20 protein-coding genes and 1 tRNA gene are annotated in these 27000 nt (G+C 71.2%); 16 read left to right on the top strand and 5 right to left on the bottom strand.

Annotated elements, in window-relative coordinates:
* Positions 1 to 2 precede the first annotated feature (2 nt).
* On the bottom strand, positions 3 to 2888 hold the full coding sequence (locus AB0F38_RS01270; RefSeq protein ID WP_361884918.1) for a BTAD domain-containing putative transcriptional regulator: 2886 nt from the start codon (positions 2886 to 2888) through the stop codon (positions 3 to 5).
* 526 nt (positions 2889 to 3414) lie between these two features.
* Positions 3415 to 3876 (bottom strand): Asp23/Gls24 family envelope stress response protein, encoded by a 462-nt coding sequence (locus AB0F38_RS01265; RefSeq protein ID WP_361884916.1) that lies wholly within the window; start codon positions 3874 to 3876, stop codon positions 3415 to 3417.
* A gap of 317 nt (positions 3877 to 4193) precedes the next feature.
* On the opposite strand from AB0F38_RS01265, the gene AB0F38_RS01260 reads away from it, so the two are divergent.
* Positions 4194 to 5351 (top strand): acyl-CoA dehydrogenase family protein, encoded by a 1158-nt coding sequence (locus tag AB0F38_RS01260; RefSeq protein WP_361884914.1) that lies wholly within the window; start codon positions 4194 to 4196, stop codon positions 5349 to 5351.
* 20 nt (positions 5352 to 5371) lie between these two features.
* On the top strand, positions 5372 to 6277 hold the full coding sequence (locus AB0F38_RS01255) for an acyl-CoA thioesterase II (protein WP_361884912.1): 906 nt from the start codon (positions 5372 to 5374) through the stop codon (positions 6275 to 6277).
* Between the two features lie 138 nt (positions 6278 to 6415).
* Here AB0F38_RS01255 and AB0F38_RS01250 read toward each other — a convergent pair whose 3' ends face one another.
* Together AB0F38_RS01250 and AB0F38_RS01245 are read right to left on the bottom strand one after the other, a co-directional pair.
* The gene (locus AB0F38_RS01250; protein WP_361884910.1) at positions 6416 to 7213 is read right to left on the bottom strand and encodes a phosphatase; all 798 of its coding nucleotides are present in this window, start codon (positions 7211 to 7213) and stop codon (positions 6416 to 6418) included.
* A gap of 101 nt (positions 7214 to 7314) precedes the next feature.
* Positions 7315 to 7959 carry a TetR/AcrR family transcriptional regulator gene (locus tag AB0F38_RS01245; protein ID WP_361884908.1) on the bottom strand — a complete coding sequence of 215 codons (645 nt, stop codon included), beginning with the start codon at positions 7957 to 7959 and terminating at the stop codon, positions 7315 to 7317.
* Between the two features lie 176 nt (positions 7960 to 8135).
* Between AB0F38_RS01245 and AB0F38_RS01240 the strand changes: the two genes are divergently transcribed.
* The 11 genes from AB0F38_RS01240 (at position 8136) to glmS (ending at position 23128) form a co-directional block, all read left to right on the top strand.
* Positions 8136 to 9767 carry a carboxyl transferase domain-containing protein gene (locus AB0F38_RS01240; RefSeq protein WP_361884906.1) on the top strand — a complete coding sequence of 544 codons (1632 nt, stop codon included), beginning with the start codon at positions 8136 to 8138 and terminating at the stop codon, positions 9765 to 9767.
* Between the two features lie 13 nt (positions 9768 to 9780).
* Positions 9781 to 11823, top strand: coding sequence for an acetyl-CoA carboxylase biotin carboxylase subunit (locus tag AB0F38_RS01235; protein WP_361884904.1), 2043 nt, complete (start codon positions 9781 to 9783; stop codon positions 11821 to 11823).
* A 17-nt stretch (positions 11824 to 11840) separates the two neighbouring features.
* Positions 11841 to 12770, top strand: coding sequence for a hydroxymethylglutaryl-CoA lyase (locus AB0F38_RS01230; protein ID WP_361886695.1), 930 nt, complete (start codon positions 11841 to 11843; stop codon positions 12768 to 12770).
* 7 nt (positions 12771 to 12777) lie between these two features.
* Positions 12778 to 13944 carry an acyl-CoA dehydrogenase family protein gene (locus tag AB0F38_RS01225; protein WP_361884902.1) on the top strand — a complete coding sequence of 389 codons (1167 nt, stop codon included), beginning with the start codon at positions 12778 to 12780 and terminating at the stop codon, positions 13942 to 13944.
* A 189-nt stretch (positions 13945 to 14133) separates the two neighbouring features.
* A complete protein-coding gene (locus AB0F38_RS01220; protein WP_361884900.1) occupies positions 14134 to 15156 on the top strand; it encodes an ABC transporter substrate-binding protein in 1023 nt (340 codons plus the stop codon).
* A 649-nt stretch (positions 15157 to 15805) separates the two neighbouring features.
* Positions 15806 to 17254: an aspartate aminotransferase family protein gene (locus tag AB0F38_RS01215; protein ID WP_361884898.1), complete on the top strand. Its 1449-nt coding sequence runs from the start codon at positions 15806 to 15808 to the stop codon at positions 17252 to 17254.
* Entirely contained in the window at positions 17238 to 18512 is a 1275-nt protein-coding gene (locus AB0F38_RS01210; RefSeq protein WP_361884896.1) for a lysine N(6)-hydroxylase/L-ornithine N(5)-oxygenase family protein, read from the top strand. Before AB0F38_RS01215 ends, AB0F38_RS01210 begins: the two co-directional genes overlap by 17 nt.
* Positions 18509 to 19057 carry a GNAT family N-acetyltransferase gene (locus tag AB0F38_RS01205; protein ID WP_361884894.1) on the top strand — a complete coding sequence of 183 codons (549 nt, stop codon included), beginning with the start codon at positions 18509 to 18511 and terminating at the stop codon, positions 19055 to 19057. Before AB0F38_RS01210 ends, AB0F38_RS01205 begins: the two co-directional genes overlap by 4 nt.
* Complete coding sequence (locus AB0F38_RS01200; RefSeq protein WP_361884892.1) at positions 19054 to 20835, top strand: IucA/IucC family siderophore biosynthesis protein; 1782 nt, start codon at positions 19054 to 19056, stop codon at positions 20833 to 20835. Before AB0F38_RS01205 ends, AB0F38_RS01200 begins: the two co-directional genes overlap by 4 nt.
* Before the next feature lie 129 nt (positions 20836 to 20964).
* Positions 20965 to 21240, top strand: coding sequence for a hypothetical protein (locus tag AB0F38_RS01195; protein WP_361884890.1), 276 nt, complete (start codon positions 20965 to 20967; stop codon positions 21238 to 21240).
* A gap of 58 nt (positions 21241 to 21298) precedes the next feature.
* On the top strand, positions 21299 to 23128 hold the full coding sequence (gene glmS / locus AB0F38_RS01190) for a glutamine--fructose-6-phosphate transaminase (isomerizing) (RefSeq protein ID WP_361884888.1): 1830 nt from the start codon (positions 21299 to 21301) through the stop codon (positions 23126 to 23128).
* A 223-nt stretch (positions 23129 to 23351) separates the two neighbouring features.
* Here the strand turns inward: glmS and AB0F38_RS01185 are convergent, their stop codons facing one another.
* Positions 23352 to 23873 carry a universal stress protein gene (locus AB0F38_RS01185; RefSeq protein WP_361884886.1) on the bottom strand — a complete coding sequence of 174 codons (522 nt, stop codon included), beginning with the start codon at positions 23871 to 23873 and terminating at the stop codon, positions 23352 to 23354.
* 823 nt (positions 23874 to 24696) lie between these two features.
* On the opposite strand from AB0F38_RS01185, the gene AB0F38_RS01180 reads away from it, so the two are divergent.
* The 3 genes from AB0F38_RS01180 (at position 24697) to AB0F38_RS01170 (ending at position 26754) form a co-directional block, all read left to right on the top strand.
* Positions 24697 to 25929, top strand: coding sequence for a helix-turn-helix domain-containing protein (locus AB0F38_RS01180; protein WP_361884884.1), 1233 nt, complete (start codon positions 24697 to 24699; stop codon positions 25927 to 25929).
* 10 nt (positions 25930 to 25939) lie between these two features.
* Entirely contained in the window at positions 25940 to 26545 is a 606-nt protein-coding gene (gene orn / locus AB0F38_RS01175) for an oligoribonuclease (protein ID WP_361884882.1), read from the top strand.
* A 136-nt stretch (positions 26546 to 26681) separates the two neighbouring features.
* Positions 26682 to 26754, top strand: a tRNA-His gene (locus tag AB0F38_RS01170).
* Positions 26755 to 27000: the final 246 nt, after the last annotated feature.

The raw sequence follows: 27000 nt of genomic DNA, 5'->3' as shown, positions 1-27000 counted from the left end.
GCTCAGCGCATCGAGCGGAGCTTGGCGTCCACCCGTCCGGCCTCGTCGGGCAGGCCCAGGCGGCGCCAGGTCGCGAGGGAGCGGTGGAAGTAGTGCCGCGCGGTCTGCTTGCGGCCGGTCGCGTCGTGCAACTCACCCAGCAGGCCGGCCACCCGGGCCTCGGCACGGCGGTCCCCGAGCTGCTGCTGGACAGCGAGTGCCCCGATCAACAGCGCCGAGGCCTCACCGGCGTCGCCCTGCCGCAGGCACAGTTCCGCGATGCTCTGCTGCACGTACGCGGCGCAGTGCAGATCGGCCAGCTCGTCGAAGATGCCGAGGGCACGCTCCAGCTCGCCACGGGCCGACTGCGATTCGCCGCGCAGTTCGTGCAGTACGGCGACCCTGCGGCGCACCTGTGCCTCGCGGTGCCGGTCCCCGTCGGCACGGGACAGCTCCAGTGCCCCGCGCAGCCAGCCGGCCGCGGTCTCCGGGTCCTTGCGTTCCAGCCAGACGGAGGCGATCGCGTTGCGTGCCACCGCCTCCCCGTGCCGGTCGCCGGCCGCGGCGAAGTCCTGGAGCGCGGCGGTGAACGTCTCCAACGCGGTACCGAGTTCACCCATGACCCGGTGGACCGAGCCGGACCCCACCGCGGCGACCGCCTCTCCCGTCCGGTGACCGAGCTCGGCGAAGAGCGCCCTGGCCCGGTCGAAGGAGACGAGCGCGTCCGCGTACCGGTCCTGGTAGAGATGGAGCTGGCCGAGGTTGCGCAGCAGAGCCGCCGCCCTGACGTCGTCGTGACGGGGCATGGCGTCGAGCACGAGCCGGTGGGTCCGCAGCCAGTCCCCGTAGTAGCCGCGCATGTCGAAGAAGCCCGCCAGTTCGATCGCGAGGTCGGCGGCCCGGTCGGTCCGCCCGAGCCGGACGGCCGCGTCGACGGCGGCGACGAGGTTGCGGTGCTCACTCTCGAACCAGTCCACGGGACGGGCGCGCACCGTGGGGGCGACGGCGTGCGCCGGCCCCTCGGTCAGGCCCCTCGCGTCGGGCTCGCCCAGCACGCCGAGGAAGCGGGTGGGCATGGCCGCGTTGGCGCAGCGGGCGAGGGCGATGAGCGCGTCTATGACGTGGAGACGCCGCCGCAGCCGGGTCTCCTGATCGCCCGTCAAGGCCAGTTCCCGGGCGTAGGACCGCAGCAGGTCGTGCATGCGGTAGCGGTTCAGCCCGAGATGATCCCTGCCCACGACTTCGACGAGGTGTTCGTCCAGCAGGGTCTCCAGACCTCCCGCGGTCTCGCTGTCGCACCCCGTCGCGACGGCGACGAGCCAGCCCGGGACCGGGTCGTCGGGCAGGTCGCCGAAGGTGCGGAAGGCGTGGGCGGCGGGCTCGGGCAGATGGCGGTAGCTGAGTTCGACACCGGCCCGCACCTCCAGCTCACCGGGGCGGACCGCCCCGAGGCGACCACGCTCGTCGCGCAGCGAGTCGGCCAGCGTGCCGACGCTCCAGCCGGGCCGGTTCACGAGCCGCGCGGCCGCGATCCGTACCGCCAGCGGCAGTGACCCGCACTCGGCGAGGACACGGTCGGCGTCAGCGCCCTCCCGGCGCAGCCGGTCCGCGCCGACGATGGCCGCGAAAAGGGCGCGGGCGTCGTCGTGCCGCATCAGCCCGAGCGCGCAGGCGTACGCCGGCAGGCCGGGCATCCGGCGCCGCGAGCTGACCAGCACCGCCGAGCCACCGGTGCCCGGGAGCAGCGGACTCACCTGTGCGCCGTCCACGGCGTCGTCGAGCACGATGAGGAAGCGCCGCTGGGCGAGACGGGCACGGAACATCGCGGCGCGTTCGCCCGGTTCGCCGGGTATCGCACTGTCGATGACGCCCAGGCCACGCAGCATCTCGGCCAGGACGTCCGTCGACTCGCGGGGGCACTCGCTCGTTCCGGCCAGGTCGACGAAGAGCTGCCCGTCGGGGAACGCGTCACGCACCCGGTGGGCGACATGCACGGCCAGCGTGGACTTGCCGGCACCCGGCGGCCCCGACACCGCCGCGACCACCGGCTGCCGCCCGGCGGTGGACAGCAGCTGCTCCAGGTCGGCGACCTCGACGGCGCGGCCGGTGAAGTCAGGAATGTCCATCGGCAGTTGGCAGACGGGCACGGCCATCGCCGCACGGCGGCGGCCGGCGTAACCGTTGACCTCGGCGCCGATGGCCCGCAGCGGTTCGCTCGGCTCGATCCCGAGCTCGGCTGCGATCACCCGCTCCGCCTCGGCGTAGGCGGACCGCGCCTCGGCGCTGCGGCCCGCGTCGTCGAGCGCGTGCACCAGCATCCGCCACAGGTCCTCCCGCAGAGGGCTCTCGGTCAGCCGGGACCGCAGGCCGGAGACCAGGTGGGCGTAGTCCCCCAACCGGAGCCGCAACTCCAGGCACTCGTCGGCCGCGACCGACCGCAGCCCCTCCATGCGCGTGATGGCCGGATCCCACACCACGCTGGAGGGCACGTCCTGGAGCACCCCGCCGCGCCACAGCCCCAGGGCCGATTCGTAGGCACGCAGTGCGGCGGCGTCCTCTCCCCGGGCGCGGGCGGCACGGGCAGCCGCGAGCCGCTGCTCGAAGAGCAGCATGTCCACCTCCCCGGGTACGACGTCCAGCGAGTAACCGGAGGGCTCGGTGCGCAGTCCCGCGACGGCGGCAGGGGGCAGCCGCAGCGCCCTCACATAGGTGCGCACGTTGGCGACCGCGGACCGAGGTGCGCCACCGGGCCACAGCACCTCCGTCAGCAGATCCAGCGAGACGAAGCCGTTCGGCTGGAGCAGCAAGGTCGCCAGTACGGCCCGGGGCTTGGCCCCGCCGATCCGCACCGGAACACCCTGCGCCCTCACCTGGAGCGGTCCCAGGACTCCGAATGTCGGCTCCCCCACCGCAGGCCTCCGCGTTGTCGACAACTGCGGTGCAGCGTAACGATGTTCAAATCCTCTCGACATGAAATCCGGGTGACGACTCCCACCCGATTCGTGTCGCACCCGCCGCCGATCCCGACGCCGGGGTCAGGTGCCGGTCCGGGGTGCCGAGGACTTCCGCCGGCCGGTCAGCTCCGTGGTGTCAGGATGGTTCGCTCACTCACGGCGTCCGTGATCCCCCGCCGTTGCCCGCAGTATCCGCGACTCCGAGTCACCCCGGGTCCCGCCCCGCTGATACCGGCCGCAGGCCGGCCCTCGTTCGTCGCCGCCGTCAAGGCTGGGCGCTTGTGCGCCTGAGCGGTGCGCGCGGACGGAATGCCGCGCACACAGACCGGAGCGGCGGCGGCGATCCGGTTCGATGACGCCGAGCCCCGCCGGCACCCTGACCGCGGCCGACTTCGCCGCGCCGCGGGCCGGCCGTGAAGGGTGCCGGGGTGTCGGGATTCGAGGTGTCCGGCGCCCGGGGCTCACCGCACCGGGAGGCTGCTCACTGCACGCGTGAGGACTGACCGCGCGAACTCTTGCCCTCGTCGTCGTCATCATCGTCGCCCGGTACGTGGACGTCGAAGACGTTGATGTTGATCTCGACGACCTCCAGGCCCGTCATCATCTCCACCGCGTCCGTCACCCGGCTCCTCATCCGGTCGGCGAGTTCGTGGATCGGGACGCCGTAGTCCACCTTGACGTCGACGTCGATCGCCGTCTGCTTCTCACCCACTTCCACCTTGACGGAGCGGCCCGCCGACGAGGACCCGGACATGCGGCCCGTGACCGCGCCCATCGCCTTGGACGCCCCCCGGCCAACGGCGTGCACACCGTCCGTCTCGCGGATGGCGATTCCGGCGATGGTGGCCACCACGCTGTCGGCGATGGTGGTCGTGCCACGTGGGGCCCCACCCCCGCTCCGGCCCGTTGCTGAACTCCTGTCCAGGGACTCGACATCAACCATGGCTGCCTCACAGACGGTTGTTGCTCGTTGCGACGAGGCGGCTCTCCTCCTCGCCGGCTCCTCATTTCACTGTGCGCCTGCCCTCCGCCCTCCGCCATCGGGGTATACGCAGCGCTCGGGCACGGCACTCTCCGTGTCGCACGAGGGACGGGCGGCCCCGAAGCAGCGGGCGCGCCCGGCATCACCCGGGGAGCCGGCAAGGCGTGCTCAGCATCACCCTGGACAGCCGCCGTGACCCCCGGGTAACTTTTGACCAGGACTGAGCAAGCGCTTAGCCAGACCCCGCCCGATGCTGAAGCTCACTGAGGAGGCACCCCGTGCGCCGTACGGTTTACAACGAGGACCACGAGGCGTTCCGGGAGACCCTGCGCGCCTTCATCGAGGCCGAGGTCGTCCCCGTCTACGACGAGTGGTACGCGGCGGGCCAGGCGCCCCGCGACTTCTACTACAAGCTCGCCGAGCTGGGCATCTTCGGCATCGAGGTGCCCGAGGAGTTCGGCGGCGCGGGTGAGGAGTCGTTCAAGTTCGAGGCGATCCTGTACGAGGAGACCGCCCGCGCGGGTGTGTCCTTCGGCGGCTCGGGTGTGCACGTCCTGCTCTGCCTGCCCTACCTCAAGGCGTACGCCACCGAGGAGCAGAAGAAGCGCTGGCTGCCCGACTTCGTCTCCGGCAGGACCATGTACGCGATAGCCATGACCGAGCCGGGCACCGGTTCGGACCTGGCCGGCATGAAGACGACCGCCAAGCTCTCCGAGGACGGCACGCACTACGTCCTCAACGGCGCCAAGACCTTCATCACCGGCGGCGTCCACGCCGACAAGGTCATCGTCTGCGCCCGCACCGACGCCCCGAGGGCCGACGACCGCCGCCACGGCATCTCGCTGCTCGTCGTCGACACCAAGTCCGAGGGCTACTCGGTCGGCCGCAAGCTCGACAAGCTGGGCCTGAAGGTCTCCGACACCGCCGAGCTGTCCTTCGTGGACGTCAAGGTGCCCGTCGAGGACCTGCTGGGCGAGGAGAACAAGGGCTTCTCCTACCTCGGCCAGAACCTCCCGCAGGAGCGTCTCGGCATCGCCGTCGGCGCGTACGCGCAGGCCGCCGCCGCCGTGCGGTTCGCCCAGCAGTACACGCAGGACCGCACGGTCTTCGGCAAGAGCGTCGCCTCGTTCCAGAACACGAAGTTCGAGCTGGCCGCCTGCAAGGCCGAGGTCGACGCGGCCGAGGCCGTCTGCGACCGGGCGATCGAGGCCCTCGACGCCGGTGAGCTCACCCCCGCCGAGGCCGCGTCCGCGAAGCTGTTCTGCACCGAGGTCGCGCACCGCGTGATCGACCGCTGCCTCCAGCTGCACGGCGGCTACGGCTACATGAACGAGTACCCGATCGCCCGCCTGTACGCGGACAACCGGGTCAACCGCATCTACGGCGGCACCAGCGAGGTCATGAAGTCGATCATCGCCAAGTCCATGGGCCTCTGAGAGCGGCTACGTTCTCCTCCATGAGCGCAGCACTCGAATCCCTGCTCGATCTGCTCGACCTGGAGCGGATCGAGCAGGACATCTTCCGGGGCATGAGCCGCAGCGCGGTCGTGCCCCGGGTCTTCGGCGGCCAGGTCGCGGCACAGGCCCTGGTCGCCGCGGGCCGCACGGTCCCCTCCGGGGACTCCGGCGCGGCCGGGGCCGGGCGGACACCGTCGGCCCACTCCCTGCACGCGTACTTCCTGCGCCCCGGGGATCCGGGCGCGCCGATCGTCTACACCGTGGACCGCATCCGCGACGGGCGGTCCTTCACCACCCGCCGGGTCGTCGCGGTCCAGCACGGCAAGCCGATCTTCCACCTCTCGGCGTCCTTCCAGGTGCACGAGGAGGGCATGGACCACCAGGCGCCCATGCCGTACGCCCCGGACCCGGAGACGCTGCCCACGGCCGCGCAGATGCTGCCCCGCTACGCGGACCGCTTCGCCGATCCGCTCATGGTGGACCGGCTGCTCGAGGCGCGGGCGGCGGTCGATCTGCGGTACGTGGACGCCCCGCCGTTCGCCACCGCCGGCGAACCGCGCGAGCCGCGGTCCCAGGTGTGGTTCCGGACGAACGGCAAGCTGGCGGACGATCCGCTGCTGCACGTGTGCATGGCGACGTACGTCTCCGACATGACCCTGCTCGACTCGGTGCTGCTCGCCCACGGGCGCGGCGGCTGGGCGGTCGGTGACGTGGTGGGCGCCAGCCTGGACCACGCGATGTGGTTCCACCGGCCCTTCCGGGCGGACGAATGGCTCCTGTACGACCAGGAGTCACCCTCGGCGTCGGGCGGGCGCGGTCTCGGCCAGGCCCGGATCTGGACGGCGGACGGGCAGCTGGCCATCACGGTCATCCAGGAGGGCGTGGTCCGCGTCCCGCGGGACTGACGCCGCCGTCGCCCGGGAGACGTCCGTCCCGGACGCCGGGGCCGGCCCACCGGAGCGCCCCGCGGTGCGTCCGGGCACGACCGGCCACGGCTCCACCGTGGCGGAGCCGCTCGCGCACCCGCGGGAGCCACCGGCCCGTCACGCCGGTCCGACGGATCCGAGCAGTCCGGCGGCGTCCAGCAGGTAGCGCGTCATCGGGTCGTAGAACCGCGGGTCGGTGACGTGGTCGTCCAGCGGCACGGTGACCTGGAGGGTTCCCTCCGCCTCGCCCAGGAACAGCGCGGGGTCGTTGGAGTCCGCGTAGCCGACGGAGTCGATCCCGCGCTGTCCGGCGCACCCGGCCCACCCGTGGTCGGCCACGACCAGGTCCGGCTGCGGCCTGCCCTCGCGCTCCAGGCCGTCCAGGATGGCGGCCATCGGCACCGGGGAGTGCGTGTGCCACAGGGTGGCCCCCCGCTCCAGCACGGCCACGTCCGCGAACTGGAAGACCATCCCCTCGTCCGCCATGAGGCCCCCGGGGATCCGGACGATCTCACATCCGGCCCTCCGCAGCGCGTCGGCCGTCTGCCGGTGCACGTCGAGCAGACCGCCCGGGTGCCCGGTCGCGAACAGCACCCGCTCCCGGTCCGCCGCGGCCTTCCTCAGCCGGGCCGCCATCCGGTCCAGGGCGTCGACCGTGAGCTCGGGGTCGATGGTGTCCTGCCCCTGCCGGTGCTCCGGGTCGTCGTTGACCCCGCACCTCTCGGCCATCACGGCGAGCACGTCCTGCTCGTCGCGCCACCGGTCGCCGAGCTCCAGCCCCAGCCAGTAGTGGCGGTCACCGTTGGCGAGCTTGCGGTAGTGGTCGAGGTTGTTGTCGCGGGGAGTGGCGACATCGCCCGCGATACGGGTGCGGACGAGGTGCTCGACGAGGGCGGCGCGGCTGGGTATCGGCATGAACCCATTGTGCCGTGAGGCACGCGCAGTGTGCCGATGGTCCTGCCCCCTGGACGGCCCGGGCCCGGCCGGGCCCCGCGGACCCCGTCGTGGCCGGACCGTCAGCCGGGGCCGGCCGCCGCTTCGAACGCCCCGCGTGCGAGCCGGTGCAGCAGGGCGGCCGTGGCCTCGCGGCCGGGGAGCGCCTCGGGGCGGGCGAGGTGCGGGGTGGAGTTGAGCAGGCCGAACACGGCGTGGACGGTGACCCGGGCCTCGTCCTCCGCGAGGGCCGGGTAGCGGGCACGGACGACCTCGACCCAGACCTCGACGTACTGCCGCTGGAGCTGGCGGACCCGCTTGCGGTCGGTGTCGCGCAGACGGTCCAGCTCGCGGTCGTGGAGCGTGATCAGGGGACGGTCGTCCAGGGCGAAGTCGATGTGGCCCTCGATGAGGGCGTCCAGGAGGGCCTGGGGGGAACTGTCCGGGGACTCCGCGTCCTCGGTGACGCGGAGTCTGCCGCCCGCGAGCAGCCGCTCGCTGATGCCGACGAGCAGCTCGGCGAGCATGGCGTCCTTGCCGGGGAAGTGGCGGTAGAGGCCGGGGCCGCTGATGCCGACCGCCGCCCCTATCTCGTCCACCCCGACCCCGTGGAAGCCGCGCTCGGCGAAGAGGCGGGCGGCCTCCCGGAGGATCTGCTCACGGCGGGTGGGAGCCGCGACACGGGAGACGGCACGTGCGGCGGTGCGGTCGGCGGCATGGGTGCTCATGAAGATTCATTCTAGACAGGCGGGTTAGCGCTCGTTAACCTGAACGCAATGTGTTAACGCTCATTAACGGTGTCCCCCGCGACGATGCCACAAGCAGGGTCGCGGGACGTCCGAAGTCCGCGCTCCGTCGCGGGGACACCGTGACTCATGCGGTACGGGCAAGGGGGCTCGACACGATGCAGCAGGCACCGGTCCTGGCGAGCGCGGCCGATCCCGCCTCGGAGGCCTGGCAGGCCAATGAGGCGGCGCATCACGCGCTCGCCGAGGAGCTGCGCACGCGGCTCGCCACGGCACGGCTCGGCGGGGGTGAGAAGGCCCGCGCCCGGCATGTGGCGCGCGGCAAGCTGCTGCCCCGGGAGCGGGTGGACACGCTGCTGGACCCGGGTTCGCCGTTCCTGGAGCTCGCGCCGCTGGCGGCCGAGGGGCTGTACGGGGGCGCCGCACCGGCCGCCGGGGTGATCGCCGGAATCGGGCGGGTCAGCGGTCGCGAGTGCGTGATCGTCGCCAATGACGCGACCGTCAAGGGCGGCACGTACTACCCGATGACGGTGAAGAAGCACCTGCGCGCCCAGGAGGTGGCGCTGGAGAACCGGCTGCCCTGCCTGTACCTGGTGGACTCCGGGGGCGCGTTCCTCCCGATGCAGGACGAGGTGTTCCCCGACCGGGACCACTTCGGGCGCATCTTCTACAACCAGGCCCGGATGTCCGGGGCCGGCATCCCGCAGATCGCGGCGGTGCTGGGCTCCTGCACCGCGGGCGGGGCGTACGTCCCGGCGATGAGCGACGAGGCGGTCATCGTCCGGAACCAGGGGACGATCTTCCTGGGCGGCCCGCCGCTGGTGAAGGCCGCCACGGGCGAGGTCGTCACGGCGGAGGAGCTCGGCGGCGGTGAGGTCCACTCCCGTGTCTCCGGGGTCACCGACCACCTCGCCGAGGACGACGCGCACGCGCTGCGGATCGTCCGGAACATCGTGGCGACGCTCCCGGACCGCGGGGCGCTCCCCTGGTCCGTCGAGCCGGCCGACGAGCCCGAGGTCGATCCCGCCGGGCTGTACGGAGCGGTGCCCGTCGACTCACGGACGCCGTACGACGTACGCGAGGTGATCGCCCGGGTGGTGGACGGCTCGCGGTTCGCCGAGTTCAAGTCGGAGTACGGCCAGACCCTGATCACGGGCTTCGCCCGGATCCACGGGCATCCGGTCGGCATCGTCGCCAACAACGGGATCCTGTTCGCCGAGTCCGCCCAGAAGGGCGCCCATTTCATCGAGCTGTGCGACCAGCGCGGCATCCCTCTGGTGTTCCTGCAGAACATCTCCGGGTTCATGGTCGGCCGGGACTACGAGGCCGGCGGGATCGCCAAGCACGGCGCCAAGATGGTGACGGCCGTGGCGTGCACCCGGGTGCCGAAGCTGACCGTCGTCGTCGGCGGTTCGTACGGCGCGGGCAATTACTCCATGTGCGGCCGGGCGTATTCGCCGCGCTTCCTGTGGATGTGGCCCAACGCCAAGATCTCCGTCATGGGCGGCGAGCAGGCCGCCTCCGTGCTGGCCACGGTCAAGCGGGACCAGATCGAGGGGCGCGGCGAGCAGTGGCCCGCGCAGGACGAGGAGGCCTTCAAGGATCCGGTCCGCGCGCAGTACGAACAGCAGGGCAACGCCTACTACGCCACCGCCCGGCTCTGGGACGACGGAGTGATCGACCCGATGGAGACCCGGCGGGTGCTGGGGCTCGCCCTGACGGCCTGTGCCAACGCCCCGCTGCCCCAGAAGGATCCCAACGGCCCGGGCTTCGGCGTCTTCCGGATGTGATGTGAGGACTTCCATGTTCAGCACTGTTCTGGTCGCCAACCGTGGCGAGATCGCGGTCCGGGTCATCCGGACCCTGCGCGAGCTCGGCGTACGGTCGGTCGCCGTCTTCAGCGACGCGGATGCGGACGCCCGGCATGTCCGGGAGGCCGACACGGCCGTACGGATCGGGCCCGCGCCCGCCTCGATGAGCTATCTGTCCGTGGAGCGGATCCTGGACGCGGCCCGCCGCACCGGGGCCGAGGCCGTCCATCCGGGATACGGATTCCTCGCGGAGAACGCCCACTTCGCGCAGGCCTGCGCGGACGCCGGGCTGGCCTTCATCGGCCCGCCCGCCTCGGCGATCTCGCTGATGGGCGACAAGATCCGCGCCAAGGAAACGGTCGCGGCGGCCGGGGTTCCGGTGGTTCCCGGGTCCTCCGGCAGCGGCCTCACGGACGAGCAACTGGCCCGGTCCGCCCGGGAGATCGGGATGCCCGTCCTGCTGAAGCCGTCCGCGGGCGGTGGCGGCAAGGGCATGCGGCTGGTGCGCGAGGCGGCGCTCCTCGCGGACGAGATCGCGGCGGCCCGGCGCGAGGCGCGCGCCTCGTTCGGCGACGACACGCTCCTGGTGGAGCGGTGGATCGACCGGCCGCGCCACATCGAGATCCAGGTCCTGGCCGACGGACACGGCCAGGTGGTGCATCTCGGCGAGCGCGAGTGCTCGCTCCAGCGCCGCCACCAGAAGATCATCGAGGAGGCGCCCTCGGTCCTGCTCGACGAGCGGATCCGGGCGGGGATGGGCGAGGCGGCCGTCCAGGCTGCCCGGTCCTGCGGGTACGTGGGCGCAGGCACGGTGGAGTTCATCGTCCCGGGCGGCGACCCCTCCTCGTACTACTTCATGGAGATGAACACCCGCCTCCAGGTCGAGCACCCGGTCACCGAGCTGATCACCGGTCTCGACCTGGTGGAGTGGCAGCTGCGGGTCGCCTCCGGCGAGCGGCTCACGTACACCCAGGCCGATGTCACGCTCACCGGGCATGCGATCGAGGCCCGGATCTGCGCGGAGGACCCGGCGCGCGGCTTCCTGCCGTCCGGTGGCACCGTGCTCGCGCTGCACGAGCCGCAGGGCGGCGGGGTGCGGACCGACTCGGGGCTCAGCGAGGGCGTCCCGGTCGGCAGCACCTACGACCCGATGCTCTCGAAGGTCATCGCGTACGGCCCCGACCGCGCCACGGCGGTGCGCCGGCTGCGGGCTGCGCTGGCGGGCACGGTGGTGCTGGGCGTCCCGACGAACGCCGGGTTCCTGCGACGGCTGCTGGCCCATCCGGCAGTGGTCGCGGGTGATCTGGACACCGGGCTGGTGGAGCGCGAGGCGGACGGCCTGGTGCCGGACGGCGTGCCGGAGGAGGTCTACGCGGCGGCGGCCCTGCTGCGGCGGCCGGCCGGGAGGGCCCCGGGCTGGGCCGACCCGTTCTCCGCGGCCGACGGATGGCGGCTGGGCGGCACGCCCGCCGAAACCTTCCACCACTTCCGTGTCCCGGGCCACGACCCGGTGCGCGTGGGCCTGCGCGCGGGTGCGCGGGGTGCGGCCGAGCTGACGTTCGGGCACGCCGGGGACCGGGACGAGCGGGCGGACGCCTGCGGTCCGATGCCCTCGGGGCCCGGCGGACAGCCGGCGCGGCTCGCCGGGGTGTCCGTGCGGCACCTCACCGTCGAGCTGGACGGCCTCACCCACACGTTCAGCCACGTCGCCTCCCCGGAGGGCGTCTGGCTCGGCCGGGACGGGGACACCTGGCACGTCCAGGACCACGACCCGGTGGCGTCCTCGCTCAGCGGCGCCGCCGCCGGGGCCGACACCCTGGCCGCTCCGATGCCGGGGACGGTCACGGTGGTGAAGGTGGCTGTCGGGGACGAGGTCGCGGCCGGGCAGAGCCTGCTGGTCGTGGAGGCGATGAAGATGGAGCACGTCATCTCCGCCCCGCACGCCGGAACGGTCACCGAGCTGGACGTCACCGCCGGTGCCACGGTCGCCATGGACCAGATCCTGGCCGTGGTGACCCCGAGGGAGGAATCGTGACCGACACCCGACTGCCCATGACCGTGCCCGTGGCGGGGCTGCCCGCCCGGGTCCGCATCCATGAGGTCGGGGCCCGCGACGGGCTGCAGAACGAGAAGTCCGTCGTGCCGACGGAGGTGAAGGCGGAGTTCATCCGCCGACTGGCCGTCGCCGGGCTCTCCACGATCGAGGCGACCAGCTTCGTCCACCCGAAGTGGGTGCCCCAGCTCGCCGACGCGGAGCAGCTGTTCCCGCTGCTGGGGGAGATCGCGGACGTCGGGGACGTGGCGCTGCCCGTCCTCGTGCCGAACGAACGCGGTCTGGACCGGGCGCTGGCGCTCGGTGTCCGGTCGGTCGCGGTGTTCGGGTCGGCGACGGAGACGTTCGCCGCCCGCAACCTCAACCGCACCGTGGACGAGTCGCTCGCCATGTTCGAGCCGGTCGTGGCCCGGGCCAGGGCGGCGGGGACGCACGTGCGCGGCTATCTGTCGATGTGCTTCGGCGACCCGTGGGAGGGTGCCGTGCCGCTCGCCCAGGTCGTCCGGGTCGCGAAGGCGCTGAGGGACCTCGGCTGCGACGAGCTCTCCCTGGGGGACACGATCGGCGTCGCCACCCCGGGCCATGTGGTGGCCCTGCTCGCCGCGCTGAACGGGGCGGGGGTGCCCACCGACACGATCGGGGTGCACTTCCACGACACGTACGGCCAGGCGCTCTCCAACACCCTGGCCGCGCTCCAGCAGGGGGTGACGACGGTGGACGCCTCGGCGGGCGGCCTCGGCGGCTGCCCGTACGCGAAGAGCGCGACCGGCAATCTCGCCACCGAGGACCTCGTGTGGATGCTCGACGGCCTCGGTGTCGATACCGGGGTCGATCTCGGCGCACTCACCGCCACGAGCGTGTGGATGGCCGAACAACTGGGCCGACCGAGCCCGTCCCGTACCGTCCGTGCGCTGTCCCACAAGGAGTGAAGCACCCATGTCCCTTGACCACCGGCTGACCGCCGAGCACGAGGAACTACGCCGTACCGTAGAGGAGTTCGCCCACGATGTGATCGCCCCGAAGATCGGCGACTTCTACGAGCGGCACGAGTTCCCGTACGAGATCGTGCGGGAGATGGGGCGGATGGGCCTGTTCGGCCTTCCGTTCCCGGAGGAGTACGGCGGCATGGGGGGCGACTACCTCGCCCTCGGGATCGCCCTGGAGGAGCTGGCCCGGGTCGACTCCTCGGTGGCCATCACCCTGGAGGCCGGGGTCTCGCTGGGCGCCATGCCCGTCTACCGCTTCGGCACGGAGGAGCAGAAGCAGCGGTGGCTGCCGAAGCTCTGCTCGGGCGAGGCACTGGGGGCGTTCGGGCTGACGGAGCCGGACGGCGGGTCGGACGCGGGCGGTACCCGGACGACGGCGGTGCTGGACGAGGCCACGGACGAGTGGGTGATCAACGGTTCCAAGTGCTTCATCACCAACTCGGGTACGGACATCACCGAGCTGGTCACGGTCACGGCGGTGACCGGCCGCAAGGAGAACGGCGCACCGCGCATCTCCTCCATCATCGTCCCGTCGGGCACCCCGGGCTTCACGGTCGCCGCCCCGTACTCCAAGGTCGGATGGAACGCCTCGGACACCCGTGAGCTGTCCTTCTCCGACGTGCGCGTCCCGGCGGGGAACCTGCTGGGCGAGGAGGGCCGTGGATACGCGCAGTTCCTGCGGATCCTGGACGAGGGCCGGATCGCGATCTCGGCCCTCTCGACGGGCCTGGCCCAGGGCTGTGTGGACGAGTCGGTCAAGTACGCGAGGGAGCGGCACGCCTTCGGGAAGCCGATCGGCGCCAACCAGGCCATCCAGTTCAAGATCGCCGACATGGAGATGCGCGCCCACATGGCCCGGATCGGCTGGCGGGACGCGGCCTCGCGGCTGCTGGCGGGCGAGCCGTTCAAGAAGGAGGCGGCGATCGCGAAGCTGTACTCGTCGACGGTGGCGGTGGACAACGCGCGGGAGGCGACCCAGATCCACGGCGGATACGGCTTCATGAACGAGTACCCGGTGGCCCGGATGTGGCGCGACTCCAAGATCCTGGAGATCGGCGAGGGCACGAGCGAGGTCCAGCGGATGTTGATCGCACGGGAGTTGGGGATGTCCGCCTGACGGCGGGCGGCTGACCGCCGCGCCGGTCATGCGTCCCGGACGCGGCTCCGGGCCGGCTCGGGCCGCCCTCGTTCCGGCAACGGGAGGGCGGCCTTCCGCACCCCCTCCACCCTGCTGTCTGAGGTTAGGCTAACCTACCTTTCGAATCGTCGGCGGCCAGCCAAGACCCCGCAGGAAAGCAGACAGCCCATGCCCAACGTCCGGACCACCTCACTCTCCCGCCGCGGCCTGCTGGCCGCGGGCGGAGCCGTCGGCCTCGGCGCGGTGCTCGCCGCCTGCGGCGACAGCGACCCCGCGAAGGAGTCGTCCGGCGCCGCCGCGTCCGGTCCGTGGACCTTCAAGGACGACCGCGGTCTGACCGCGAAGGCCGGCTCCACCCCGAAGAACATCGTCGCGTTCATCGGTGTCGCCGCCGCGCTCCACGACTACGGCATCGAGTGCAAGGGTGTCTTCGGCCCGACGAAGACCGCCGACGGCAAGGCCGATGTGCAGGCCGGTGACCTCGACATCAGCAAGGTCGAGGTGCTGGGCAACGTCTGGGGCGAGTTCAACGTCGAGAAGTACGCCGGCCTCGCGCCGGAACTGCTCGTCACCGCCATGTGGGAGAAGGACGCCCTCTGGTACGTGCCGGACGAGTCCAAGGACAAGATCCTCAAGCTGGCCCCGAGCGCGGCCCTGTGGGCGGCCCGGACGACGGTCCCCAAGGCGATCCAGCGCCACGAGGACCTCGCCGCCTCGCTCGGCGCCGACGTCAAGGCCACGAAGATCACCGAGGCCAGGACCCGCTTCGAGGCGGCGGCGGCCCGGCTCCGCGCCGCCGCCAAGTCCCAGCCGAACATCAAGGTCATGGTCGGCTCGGCGAGCCAGGACCTCTTCTACGTCTCGCTCGCCAAGACCTCCGCTGACACCCTGTACTTCCAGGAGCTCGGCGTGCGGTTCGTCGAGCCCGAGGTCAACGCGGCCGGCTTCTTCGAGGAGCTGAGCTGGGAGAACGTGGACAAGTACGAGGCCGACATCATCATGATGGACAACCGGTCCTCGGCCCTGCAGCCCGACGCCCTGACCTCCAAGCCGACGTGGGCCCGGCTGCCCGCCGTCAAGGCCGGCCAGGTCGTCCCGCGTACGACGGAGCCCATCTACTCCTACGACAAGTGCGCACCGATCCTCGAGGACCTGGCCGAGGCCATCGAGAAGGCCAAGAAGGTCAGTTGACGAACAGGCCCGGCCCGGAGCGACTCCGGGCCGGGCCGCCGCCCTCGCCTCCGCCCGCCGCCCGCTGCCCTCCACCCGCCGCCCTCGTGCGGCGCGCCGCCTCCGCCCGCCGCGGGACACCGGCCGGGTGCCGGCCCTGGCCCGGCCACCCCTCCCCGCCGCCTCCGCCGCGCGGGGGCGGCTGCCCTCCGGGACGAAGGCCGGGGGCCGGCCGGACGTCCCGCACGCCCGGGACCGCCCGGAGCTCCGCACGGCGGCCTGCGCCGCCCGGATCAGCCGGCCCGTACGGGAGGAGAGCGCGGTCGGCCGTGGAGGCCGTGCGTGCCGCCGAACCGCCCGGGGGACGCCGGCCTCCTGATCACGGGCGAGTCGTCCGAGGCGCGGGCCACCCGCCGCCCCCTCGCCCAGGAAGCGGCCGTGGGACCGCGGGCGGGTCGCGTTCGCCGGCCAGCGCGACGCGAGCTCGGCGAGGGGCGTTCGGCCGGCCTCCCGCGCGACGGCGTGGAGCCGGACCGCCACCGCCTTCCCGGGGGCGAAGGGACGGAATGAGGAAAGTTAGGTTAGGCTAACCTAACTGTTGATCCCTCGTCACCCTTCTTCCTGCCCGGAGGGTTCCGATGTCACCGCCCTCACCCGGAGGCCCTTTCTGATGCGTGCGCACCTGCTCAACAACACGACTGCGGAGCACTACCGACGCTCCGTCACCGCAGGCGTCGAACGGGTCGCGGCCACCCTCGCAGCCACCGAGCGCCCGTTCAGCGGCATCGGTGTGGACGAGCTCTCCCCCACCGTCGACGCCATCGACCTGGACCGGCCGCTCGGCGACGTGACAGCAGCCCTGGACGAGCTCGCCGAGGTCTACCTCCGTGACGCCGTCTACTTCCACCACCCCCGCTACCTGGGCCACCTCAACTGCCCGGTGGTGATTCCCGCCGTGGTCGGCGAGGCGGTGCTCTCGGCGGTCAACTCCTCCCTGGACACCTGGGACCAGAGTGCGGGCGGCACCCTCATCGAGCGCCGGCTGATCGACTGGACGGCCGACCGCATCGGGCTCGGCCCGGCGGCCGACGGCATCTTCACCAGCGGCGGCACGCAGTCCAACCTGCAGGCCCTGCTGCTGGCCCGGGAGGAGGCCAAGTCCCGCCCCGAGAAGTTCACCCGGCTGCGTGTCTTCACCTCCGAGTGCAGCCACTTCAGCGTCCAGAAGTCGGCGAAACTCCTCGGTCTGGGGCCCGACGCCGTCGTCTCCGTCCCCGTCGACGGCGACAGGCGCATGCGGACCGTCGCCCTGGCCGCCGCGCTGGAGCGCTGCGTGGCCGAGGGCGCGGTCCCCATGGCGGTCGTCGCCACGGCGGGCACCACGGACTTCGGGTCCATCGACCCGCTGCCCGAGATCGCCGCCCTCTGCGAGCAGTTCGCCACCTGGATGCACGTCGACGCCGCGTACGGCTGCGGGCTGCTCACCTCACGGACCCGCCGCGCGCTCCTCGACGGCATCGAGCACGCCGACTCGGTCACCGTGGACTACCACAAGTCCTTCTTCCAGCCCGTGAGTTCGTCCGCCGTACTCGTCCGCGACCGGGCCACGCTGCGGCATGCCACCTACCACGCGGAGTACCTGAACCCGCAGCGGATGGCCGAGGAGCGGATCCCCAACCAGGTGGACAAGTCACTCCAGACCACCCGCCGGTTCGACGCGCTGAAGCTCTGGATGACGCTGCGCACCATGGGCTCCGACGGGATCGGCGAACTGTTCGACGAGGTCTGCGACCTGGCCGGGGAAGGCTGGCGGCTGCTGGCCGCCGACCCGCGCTACGACGTCGTCGTACGGCCGCAGCTGTCCACGCTGGTGTTCCGCTACGTCCCGGCCACCGTCACGTCGCCCGACACCGTCGACCGGATCAATCTCCACGCCCGTAAGGCCCTGTTCGCCTCGGGCGAGGCCGTCGTCGCCGGTACGAAGGTCGGCGGCCGCCAGTACCTGAAGTTCACCCTGCTCAACCCCGAAACGACCGCGCAGGACATCCGCGCGGTACTCGATCTGATCGCCGGCCACGCCGAGCAGTACCTGGGAGAATCCCTTGACCGCGCTTCCTGACCCCCACGACTTCATCGGGATCGGACTCGGCCCGTTCAACCTCGGGCTCGCCTGCCTGACCGAGCCGATCGACGAACTGAACGGCGTCTTCCTGGAGTCCAAGCCGGACTTCGAGTGGCACGCGGGGATGTTCCTCGAAGGGGCCCACCTCCAGACCCCGTTCATGTCGGACCTGGTGACGATGGCCGACCCGACCTCGCCGTACTCCTTCCTGAACTATCTGAAGGAACGGGGAAGGCTCTACTCGTTCTACATCCGGGAGAACTTCTACCCGCTGCGGACGGAGTACAACGACTACTGCCGCTGGGCCGCCGCCAAGCTGGACAGCATCAGGTTCAACCAGACCGTTCAGTCGGTTACCCATGACGAGGCCGACGGCCTGTACACGGTCCGCACCGCCGACAGCACCTTCCGCGCCCGCCACCTCGTGCTGGGCACCGGCACCCCCGCGTACGTCCCCGAGGCCTGCCGGGACCTGGGCGGCGATTTCCTGCACAACTCCCGCTACCTGGAGAACAGGGCGGCCCTGCAGGCGAAGCGCTCCATCACGCTGGTGGGCAGCGGGCAGAGCGCGGCGGAGATCTACTACGACCTGCTCTCCGAGATCGACGTACACGGCTACCGGCTGAACTGGGTGACGCGCTCCCCCAGGTTCTTCCCGCTGGAGTACACCAAGCTCACCCTGGAGATGACCTCGCCGGAGTACGTGGACTACTTCCACGCCCTGCCCGAGGACACCCGCTACCGGCTCGAGTCCGGGCAGAAGGGCCTCTTCAAGGGGATCGACGGCGAGCTGATCGACGCGATCTTCGATCTGCTCTACCGGAAGAGCCTGTCGGGGCCCGTCCCCACCCGCCTGCTCACCAACTCCGCCCTGCACAGCGCACGGTACGAGCCCGCGACCGGCACGTACACGCTGGGGCTGCGCCAGGGGGAGCAGGGCAAGGACTACGAGCTGGACACCGAGGGCCTGATCCTCGCCACCGGCTACCGCTACACCGCGCCGGCGTTCCTGGAGCCCGTCACCGACCGGCTCCGTCACGACAGCCGGGGCAGGTTCGACGTCGCCCGCAACTACAGCATCGACACCACGGGGCGCGGGATCTTCCTGCAGAACGCCGGGGTGCACACCCACTCGGTCACCTCGCCCGACCTGGGCATGGGCGCCTACCGCAACGCGTACATCATCGGCGAACTGCTCGGCCGTGAGTACTACCCGGTCGAGAAGTCCATCGCCTTCCAGGAGTTCGCCGTATGACCCGCACGCCCGGATCCTTCACCGTCCGTCCCCTGGATCCGGTCGCCGACGCCGCACTGGTGCACGGCTGGGTCACCCACCCCAAGGCGGCCTTCTGGATGATGGGAGACGCCCGGCCCGAGGACGTCGAGCGCGAGTACCTGGCGATAGCCGCCCATCCGCACCACGACGCCTTCATCGGGCTGCACGACGGGGAACCCGCCTTCCTCATGGAGCGGTACGACCCCACCGAGGTCGAGCTCAAGGGGCTGTACGCGGCCGAGCCCGGCGACGTCGGGATGCACTTCCTGGTCGCCCCGTCCGACACCCCCGTGCACGGCTTCACCCGGGCCGTGATCACCACGGTGATGGAGACGCTCTTCGCCGATCCGGATGTGCGCAGGGTCGTGGTCGAACCCGATGTGACCAACACCGCGGTGCAGGCCCTGAACAGGGCCGTCGGCTTCGAGGTGATCCGGGAGATCACCAAGCCGGAGAAGGAGGCGCTGCTCAGCGCCTGCACCAGGGAGCAGTTCGAGGACGCGATCACAGGAGCCCACCGATGACCCCCCAGACCCCCGCCGACAGCGTCGCCCACCTCACCCCCGAGCGCTGGGCCGCCGCCGACCGGCTGCTGATCCGCAAGGCCCTGGCCGAGTTCTCCCACGAACGGCTGCTGGTCCCCACCCCGCTCGGCGGCGACCGCTACGCCGTGCACAGCGACGACGGGGCGACCGAGTACCGCTTCACCGCCCGCCGCTTCGCCCTGGACCACTGGCAGGTCGACGCGGAGTCCGTCACCCGCCGCCGGCACGGCTCGGACGTCCCGCTGGACGCGCTGGAGTTCTTCGTCGAGCTGCGCACGGCGCTCGGCCTGTCCGCGGAGATCCTCCCGGTGTACCTGGAGGAGATCTCGTCCACGCTGGCCGGAACCGCATACAAGCTGACCAGGAAACCGACCACCGCCGCCGAGCTGGTAGCGGCCGGATTCCAGCCCATCGAGACGGGGGTGACCGAGGGTCACCCCTGCTTCGTCGCCAACAACGGGCGGCTGGGTTTCGCGGTGGACGAATACCGCGCGTACGCCCCCGAGGCGGGGGCCGCGATCCGGCTGGTCTGGCTGGCCGCCCGACGCGATCGAGCCACTTTCACGGCGGGCACCGGACTCGACTACGACACGCTGATCGCCGGCGAGCTGAGCGAGGCGGTCCTCGGCCGGTTCGCGGCCCGGATGGCGGACCTCGGACTCGACCTCGACGACTACCTGCTGATCCCGGTCCACCCCTGGCAGTGGTGGAACAAACTCGCCGTGACCTTCGCCGGGGAGCTGGCCCGACGGCATCTGGTCTGCCTGGGCGAGGGCGAGGACGCCTACCTCGCCCAGCAGTCGATCCGTACGTTCTTCAACGCCGACCACCCGGAGAAGCACTACGTGAAGACGGCCCTGTCCGTCCTCAACATGGGCTTCATGCGAGGGCTCTCGGCCGCGTACATGGAGGCCACGCCCGCGATCAACGACTGGCTCGCCGGTCTCGTCGGGAGTGACACCCTGCTGCGCGAGGCCCGGTTCTCGATCATCCGGGAGCGGGCGGCGATCGGCTACCACCACCGGGCGTACGAGGCCGCCACCGCCAAGGGCTCCCCCTATCTGAAGATGCTCGCCGCGCTCTGGCGGGAGAGCCCCGTACCGGCGCTGGAACCGGGCGAGCGGCTCGCGACGATGGCCTCGCTGATCCACACCGATCACGAGGGCAGCTCGGTGGCGGGCGCGCTGATCGCCGAGTCGGGACTGGACCCGGCCGACTGGCTGCGGCACTACCTGGACGCCTATCTGGTGCCGGTGCTGCACTGCTTCTACGCCTACGACCTGGTGTTCATGCCGCACGGCGAGAACGTGATCCTGGTCATCGAGGACGGAGTCGTACGGCGCACGGTCTTCAAGGACATCGCCGAGGAGATCGCGGTCCTGGACCCGGACGCGGTGCTGCCGCCCCAGGTCGAGCGGATCCGCGCCGAGGTCCCCGAGGACATGAGGCTCCTGTCGGTCCTCACGGACGTCTTCGACTGCTTCCTGCGCTTCATGGGCGCGGGCCTGGCCACGGAGGGCGTCCTCGACGAGGAGACGTTCTGGCGGACGGTCGGCGCGTGCGTCAAGGGCTACCAGGAGTCGGTGCCGTACCTGGCGGACAAGTTCGCGCGGTACGACATGTTCACGGAGGAGTTCGCGCTGTCCTGCCTGAACCGGCTGCAGCTGCGGAACAACCAGCAGATGGTCGACCTCGCCGACCCGTCGGGCGCGCTGCAGCTGATCGGCACCCTGCGGAACCCGATCGCGGGGTGCTGACCCGCCCCCGGTCCCGTCCGCCCCACGGGACGGGACCGGCGGATGCGCATGGCCCCGCATTTCTGTGATCCCTGCCCGATATCGGGCAGATTTCTTGCACTATGCGCCCGCGGCACGCAATATCGACGGGTGCTCGAACGCCGCCCGTCGCATGACGACCTCATCGACCACCTCGTACGCTCCACCGCGCTCCAGCGCGGCGAGGCCGCCAGGGTGATCCTCGAGGTGCTGGCGTACTTCGACGAGACGACCGAGGACTTCGTCCGCCGCCGCCACCGCGAACTGCAGTCCGGTGGTCTGGTGAACACGGAGATCTTCGAGCGGATCGCGGCCGAGCTGCCGCACCGCGCTGTGGCGCCGCAGGAGCTCTCGCTCCGCCAGCTGCGCCGCATCGTCTACGGCTGAGCCGGGCCCGGGCGGGCCGAGCACTCATTGTGTACGTCGATGGAGGGGCAGAGACTCTATGTGCGGAATCGTCGGTTACATCGGAAAGCGTGACGTGGCTCCACTGCTGCTGGAAGGCCTGCAGCGGCTGGAGTACCGGGGGTACGACTCGGCGGGCATCGTCATCACGGGCAAGGCCGCCGCGGGCAAGCCGGGCACCCTGAGGACGGTCAAGGCCAAGGGCCGGGTCCGCGAGCTGGAGGCCCGCGTGCCCAAGCGGTTCGCCGGCACCACCGGCATCGCCCACACCCGCTGGGCCACCCACGGCGCCCCGAGCGACGAGAACGCCCACCCGCACCTGGACGCGGAGAACAACGTCGCCGTCGTCCACAACGGCATCATCGACAACGCCTCCGAGCTCCGCGCGAAGCTCGTCGCCGACGGGGTCGTCTTCCTCTCCGAGACCGACACCGAGGTGCTGGTCCACCTGATCTCCCGCTCGCAGGCCGTCACCCTGGAGGAGAAGGTCCGCGAGGCGCTGAAGTCCGTCGAGGGCACGTACGGCATCGCCGTCCTGCACGCCGACTTCAACGACCGCATCGTCGTCGCCCGCAACGGCTCCCCGGTCGTGCTCGGCATCGGCGAGAAGGAGATGTTCGTCGCCTCCGACGTCGCGGCCCTCGTCACGCACACCCGCCAGATCGTCACCCTGGATGACGGCGAGATGGCCACCCTCAAGGCCGACGACTTCCGTACGTACACCACCGAGGGCTCGACCACGACGGCCACGCCCACCACGGTGGAGTGGGAGGCCGAGTCGTACGACATGGGCGGCCACGACACGTACATGCACAAGGAGATCTCCGAGCAGGCCGACGCCGTGGACCGCGTGCTGCGCGGCCGCATCGACGACCGCTTCTCCACCGTGCACCTGGGCGGTCTGAACCTGGACGCCCGTGAGGCCCGCGGGGTCCGCCGGATCAAGATCCTGGGCTGCGGCACCTCGTACCACGCGGGAATGATCGGCGCCGGACTCATCGAGGAGCTGGCCCGCATCCCCGCGGACGCCGAGCCCGCGTCCGAGTTCCGCTACCGCAACCCGGTCGTGGACCCCGACACCCTGTACGTCGCCGTCTCCCAGTCCGGTGAGACGTACGACGTGCTGGCCGCGGTCCAGGAGCTCAAGCGCAAGGGTGCCCGCGTCCTCGGCGTCGTGAACGTCGTCGGCTCGGCGATCGCCCGCGAGGCCGACGGCGGGATGTACGTCCACGCGGGCCCCGAGGTCTGCGTCGTCTCCACCAAGTGCTTCACCAACACCGTGGTCGCCTTCGCGCTGCTCGCCCTGCACCTGGGCCGCATCCGCGACCTGTCCGTCTCCGACGGCAAGCGGATCATCGAGGGACTGCGCAAGCTGCCCGAGCAGATCGGCCGGATCCTCGAGTCGGAGGACGAGATCAAGAAGCTGGCCGAGGAGTACGCGGGCGCGCAGTCGATGATGTTCATCGGCCGCGTCCGGGGCTACCCCGTCGCGCTGGAGGCCTCCCTGAAGCTCAAGGAGATCTCGTACATCCACGCCGAGGCCTATCCCGCCTCGGAGCTGAAGCACGGCCCGCTCGCGCTCATCGAGCCGGCGCTCCCCACGGTCGCGATCGTCCCGGACGACGACCTGCTGGAGAAGAACCGCGCCGCGCTGGAGGAGATCAAGGCCCGCAGCGGCCGCATCCTCGCCGTGGCGCACCGCGAGCAGGAGAAGGCCGACCACACGATCCTCGTCCCCAAGAACGAGAACGAGCTGGACCCGATCCTGATGGGCATCCCGCTGCAGCTGTTCGCGTACCACACGGCGCTGGCCATGGGCCGTGACATCGACAAGCCGCGCAACCTGGCGAAGTCGGTCACCGTCGAGTAGACCCGCGTTCCGCACCGGGGAGCGGCCCTCGCGTCACGCCATCGCGGACGCGGGGGCCGTTCTCCGTCGGGGGCCGCTCCCGGTACCGGTGGCGGCTCAACTCATGGGCACACGCGGGCGCTGACGGCCCCTCAGAGGCTTCGCGTACGCCAGGGGCATGGGGGAACGGCAGGGACGCCCGCCCAGGGGCGCAGGTGTCCACCCAGGGACGGCGGGTGCCTGTTCAGGGGATGACGATGACGGGGCGCTGGGCGCGACGCGCGAGACGGCCGGCCACCGAGCCGAAGATCCGGCCCACGATGCCGTGGGTGGAGCCGACCACGATCGCGTCGGCCGAGTACTCCCGACCGACCTCCTCCAGCTCGTGACAGATGTCCCCGCCGCGCTCGACGAGCACCCACGGCACCTCGGCCAGATAGTCCGCGCAGGCCAGCTCCAAGCCGAGGACCTCGGTGCGGTGATCGGGTACGTCGACGAAGACGGGCGGCTCGCAGCCCGCCCAGACGGTGGTGGGCAGCCGGTTCGCCACATGGACGATGATCAGCCCGGAACCCAGCCTGCTCGCCATGCCGATGGCGTACGCGAGGGCTCGCTCGCTGGACATGGAGCCGTCGAAACCGACCACGACTCCGTGCCGGAAGGCAGGATCGCATGAAGGGCTCGACTCTTCGACCGTCCGAGGGTCCGACCGTGGGTCGGTTACCTGCTTGCGGTCTGCGGGTTCAGGGATTTCGTGACCGGCCATCGGTGTCTCGGCGAAGAGAGTCCTCGTGAGGAGAGAGCGGTGTGGACGTGTGTCTGCGAGCGGTGAAGCTGTGTCCGGGAACCATCTTCCCAACCCCCTACCCTCAAGGGTACGGCGCCACGCCTCCACCGCCCAGCCCTCGCACAGCGCATGCGGCAATGGAGGGAGCATGCCGGACACGGCCCCGTATGGCAATGCCGGTTGTGTCCTACATCCAGCTCACTCGGACCGGCGGCCCTCACCTCACCGCCTCCTGCCGGCCGCAGGACCGGACCCGGGGCCAGGCGGCCGAAAGAACAACGGGCCCCGCGGGCCCGGCCGTCACGCCGCGCCATCGCTCGACTCCGCTTCGCACCCGTCCCGGGTCGGAGTGGCCCGCGGGGGCACAGGGGCGCATGGAAGCGGTCCGTCATCGAGGTGGTGCGCCGGTCACATGACTGGAATACGCGCACGCAACCGCTGGTTTTCAGCCAACTTCGCACAGACCCCTGTTTCCTGGCGTTCCGGCCGACCAACCCACGTGCCAGCAGGCAGGAATAGACCGCGCGGTACGCTTTGAACCAACACGGACGGGCCATGATCGTCAGGCGCACTTCCCTGAGGGGCCCGCGAGTGGAACGCTTCGTGATCGAATGCTTCGCGCCAAGTTGCCTTGTCGACATAGTGCCGGTGGGGGAACGTGTCACGTCGGCACCACGGAACGCAGTAGATTCGATCATGAGTGTCGAAGACTGGGGACGCGTGCGAGACCGAGGGGAAACGTGCAGGAGCGACAGGCCCGTAGGGACCAGGGAGACGCGAACACCGAGGGGGGCTTAGCGTCATGAGCCAGGACTCCGCCACCGCAACGGAGGCCGCCCGGAAACTGACCGGGCGGCGACGCCGGGAAGTCGTAGCCGTACTGCTGTTCAGCGGCGGCCCTATCTTCGAGAGCTCCATCCCGCTCTCCGTTTTCGGAATCGACCGGCAGGACGCGGGAGTTCCGCGCTACCGCCTGCTGGTCTGCGGCGGCGAGGAGGGGCCGCTGCGCACCACGGGCGGGCTCGAACTCAGCGCGCCGTACGGCCTGGAGGCCATCAGCAGGGCCGGCACGGTGGTGGTACCCGCCTGGCGGTCCATCACATCGCCGCCGCCCGCCGAGGCACTGGACGCGCTGAGGCGTGCCCACGAGGAGGGCGCACGCATCGTCGGACTGTGCACGGGGGCCTTCGTGCTCGCGGCGGCCGGCCTGCTGGACGGCCGCCCGGCCACCACGCACTGGATGTACGCACCGACGCTGGCCAAGCGCTACCCGTCGGTGCACGTCGATCCGCGTGAGCTGTTCGTCGACGACGGCGATGTGCTCACCTCGGCCGGGACCGCGGCCGGAATCGACCTGTGCCTCCACATAGTCCGTACCGACCACGGCACGGAGGCGGCCGGCGCGCTGGCACGCCGGCTCGTCGTACCGCCGCGGCGCAGTGGCGGTCAGGAGCGCTACCTGGACAGGTCTTTACCTGAAGAGATCGGCTCCGACCCGCTCGCCGAGGTCGTGGCCTGGGCCCTGGAGCACCTCCACGAGCAGTTCGACGTGGAGACGCTGGCCGCGCGTGCCTATATGAGCAGGCGGACCTTCGACCGCAGGTTCCGTTCGCTCACGGGCAGCGCACCGCTCCAGTGGCTCATCACCCAGCGCGTGCTGCAGGCGCAGCGTCTGCTCGAGACCTCCGACTACTCGGTCGACGAGGTGGCGGGCCGCTGCGGCTTCCGCTCGCCGGTCGCGCTGCGCGGGCACTTCCGCCGCCAGCTGGGCTCCTCCCCCGCCGCGTACCGGGCCGCCTACCGGGCCCGCCGTCCGCAGGGCGGGGTACTGGAGAGCGCCACCACGGTGATCGAGGCGTCCGTGCCCGCCCAGGGCACGGCATCGGGCCGGCGGGCCGCCACGGCGGCCTCCTCCGGCCCGTCCCCGGTCATCGCGGCGGCGGCCTCCGGTGGTGCGACGGAGCACCTCAGGGCGGATCCCGAGGCGTACGTTCCCGGGCGCCCGGCCCTGCCGGGGCAGCGGAGTGCCCCGTAGGGTGGGGCCCATGAACGACCGCATGGTGTGGATCGACTGCGAGATGACCGGGCTCTCGCTGGCGGACGACGCACTCATCGAGGTGGCCGCACTGGTCACCGACTCGGAACTGAACGTGCTCGGCGAAGGGGTGGACATCGTGATCCGCCCGCCGGACGCGGCCCTGGAGACCATGCCCGAGGTGGTGCGGCAGATGCACACCGCCTCGGGCCTCCTCGACGAGCTGGCCGGGGGCACGACCCTGGCCGACGCGGAGGAGCGGGTCCTGGCCTACGTGCGCGAACACGTGAAGGAGCCGGGCAAGGCCCCGCTGTGCGGGAATTCGGTCGGCACCGACCGCGGCTTCCTGTCGCGGGACATGCCGTCGCTGGAGGGCTACCTCCACTACCGGATCGTCGATGTGTCCTCGGTCAAGGAGCTGGCGCGCCGCTGGTACCCGAGGGCGTACTTCAACAGCCCGGACAAGAACGGTAACCACCGGGCGCTGGCGGACATCCGTGACTCCATCACGGAGCTGCGCTACTACCGGGACGCGGTCTTCGTGCCGCAGCCCGGCCCGGACTCCGCCCGTGCCAAGGAGATCGCCGCGCGGCACGCCGAATCCGCCGGGCAGTAGCGGCGACACCCCTGGTCACGGCCCTGTTAGGGGCCGCCCGGGGGCGCCTGACCGGCCCAGGGGAAAGGGGTGCGCGAGCACCCTCCCGGACCCTGTACACTTTTTCTCGGCCGGTCGGAAACGACCGGGCGACATGGTGGGTATAGCTCAGCTGGCAGAGCACCTGGTTGTGGTCCAGGATGTCGCGGGTTCAAGTCCCGTTACTCACCCTCATCGACGAAGGCCCGACCTGCGAAAACAGGTCGGGCCTTCTCGCGTTCCGGGGACGCCGCGGACTTCTCCGGGGTGTCAGCAGCGTGTCAGTGTGGTGACAGAGCGCTCTGTCATAGTTGTTCTCAGAACGGAACGGCGCACCACCAGGGAGAGGTTCCCGTAGCGGCCCAACGGGATCCCGGCGTCAGCCAGGAGGAGCCTCACAGCTCACGCAGGTTCGAATCCTGCCCTCTCCGCTCCAA

This window comes from Streptomyces sp. NPDC025273, assembly GCF_040638585.1.
Lineage (GTDB): Bacteria > Actinomycetota > Actinomycetes > Streptomycetales > Streptomycetaceae > Streptomyces > Streptomyces cinereorectus.
This window is presented reverse-complemented; position numbering and strand designations above follow the sequence as displayed.

What these genes read in the sequence shown, in the direction of transcription:
- AB0F38_RS01235 (WP_361884904.1), top strand. Translation starts at nt 9,781, where the DNA reads ATGTTCAGCACTGTTCTGGTCGCCAACCGTGGCGAGATCGCGGTCCGG.
- AB0F38_RS01180 (WP_361884884.1), top strand. Translation starts at nt 24,697, where the DNA reads ATGAGCCAGGACTCCGCCACCGCAACGGAGGCCGCCCGGAAACTGACC.
- AB0F38_RS01215 (WP_361884898.1), top strand. Translation starts at nt 15,806, where the DNA reads ATGCGTGCGCACCTGCTCAACAACACGACTGCGGAGCACTACCGACGC.
- AB0F38_RS01250 (WP_361884910.1), bottom strand. Translation starts at nt 7,213, where the DNA reads ATGCCGATACCCAGCCGCGCCGCCCTCGTCGAGCACCTCGTCCGCACC.
- AB0F38_RS01185 (WP_361884886.1), bottom strand. Translation starts at nt 23,873, where the DNA reads ATGGCCGGTCACGAAATCCCTGAACCCGCAGACCGCAAGCAGGTAACC.
- AB0F38_RS01265 (WP_361884916.1), bottom strand. Translation starts at nt 3,876, where the DNA reads ATGGTTGATGTCGAGTCCCTGGACAGGAGTTCAGCAACGGGCCGGAGC.
- AB0F38_RS01245 (WP_361884908.1), bottom strand. Translation starts at nt 7,959, where the DNA reads ATGAGCACCCATGCCGCCGACCGCACCGCCGCACGTGCCGTCTCCCGT.
- AB0F38_RS01255 (WP_361884912.1), top strand. Translation starts at nt 5,372, where the DNA reads ATGAGCGCAGCACTCGAATCCCTGCTCGATCTGCTCGACCTGGAGCGG.
- orn (WP_361884882.1), top strand. Translation starts at nt 25,940, where the DNA reads ATGAACGACCGCATGGTGTGGATCGACTGCGAGATGACCGGGCTCTCG.
- AB0F38_RS01240 (WP_361884906.1), top strand. Translation starts at nt 8,136, where the DNA reads ATGCAGCAGGCACCGGTCCTGGCGAGCGCGGCCGATCCCGCCTCGGAG.
- AB0F38_RS01205 (WP_361884894.1), top strand. Translation starts at nt 18,509, where the DNA reads ATGACCCGCACGCCCGGATCCTTCACCGTCCGTCCCCTGGATCCGGTC.
- AB0F38_RS01225 (WP_361884902.1), top strand. Translation starts at nt 12,778, where the DNA reads ATGTCCCTTGACCACCGGCTGACCGCCGAGCACGAGGAACTACGCCGT.
- AB0F38_RS01220 (WP_361884900.1), top strand. Translation starts at nt 14,134, where the DNA reads ATGCCCAACGTCCGGACCACCTCACTCTCCCGCCGCGGCCTGCTGGCC.
- AB0F38_RS01200 (WP_361884892.1), top strand. Translation starts at nt 19,054, where the DNA reads ATGACCCCCCAGACCCCCGCCGACAGCGTCGCCCACCTCACCCCCGAG.
- AB0F38_RS01230 (WP_361886695.1), top strand. Translation starts at nt 11,841, where the DNA reads ATGACCGTGCCCGTGGCGGGGCTGCCCGCCCGGGTCCGCATCCATGAG.
- glmS (WP_361884888.1), top strand. Translation starts at nt 21,299, where the DNA reads ATGTGCGGAATCGTCGGTTACATCGGAAAGCGTGACGTGGCTCCACTG.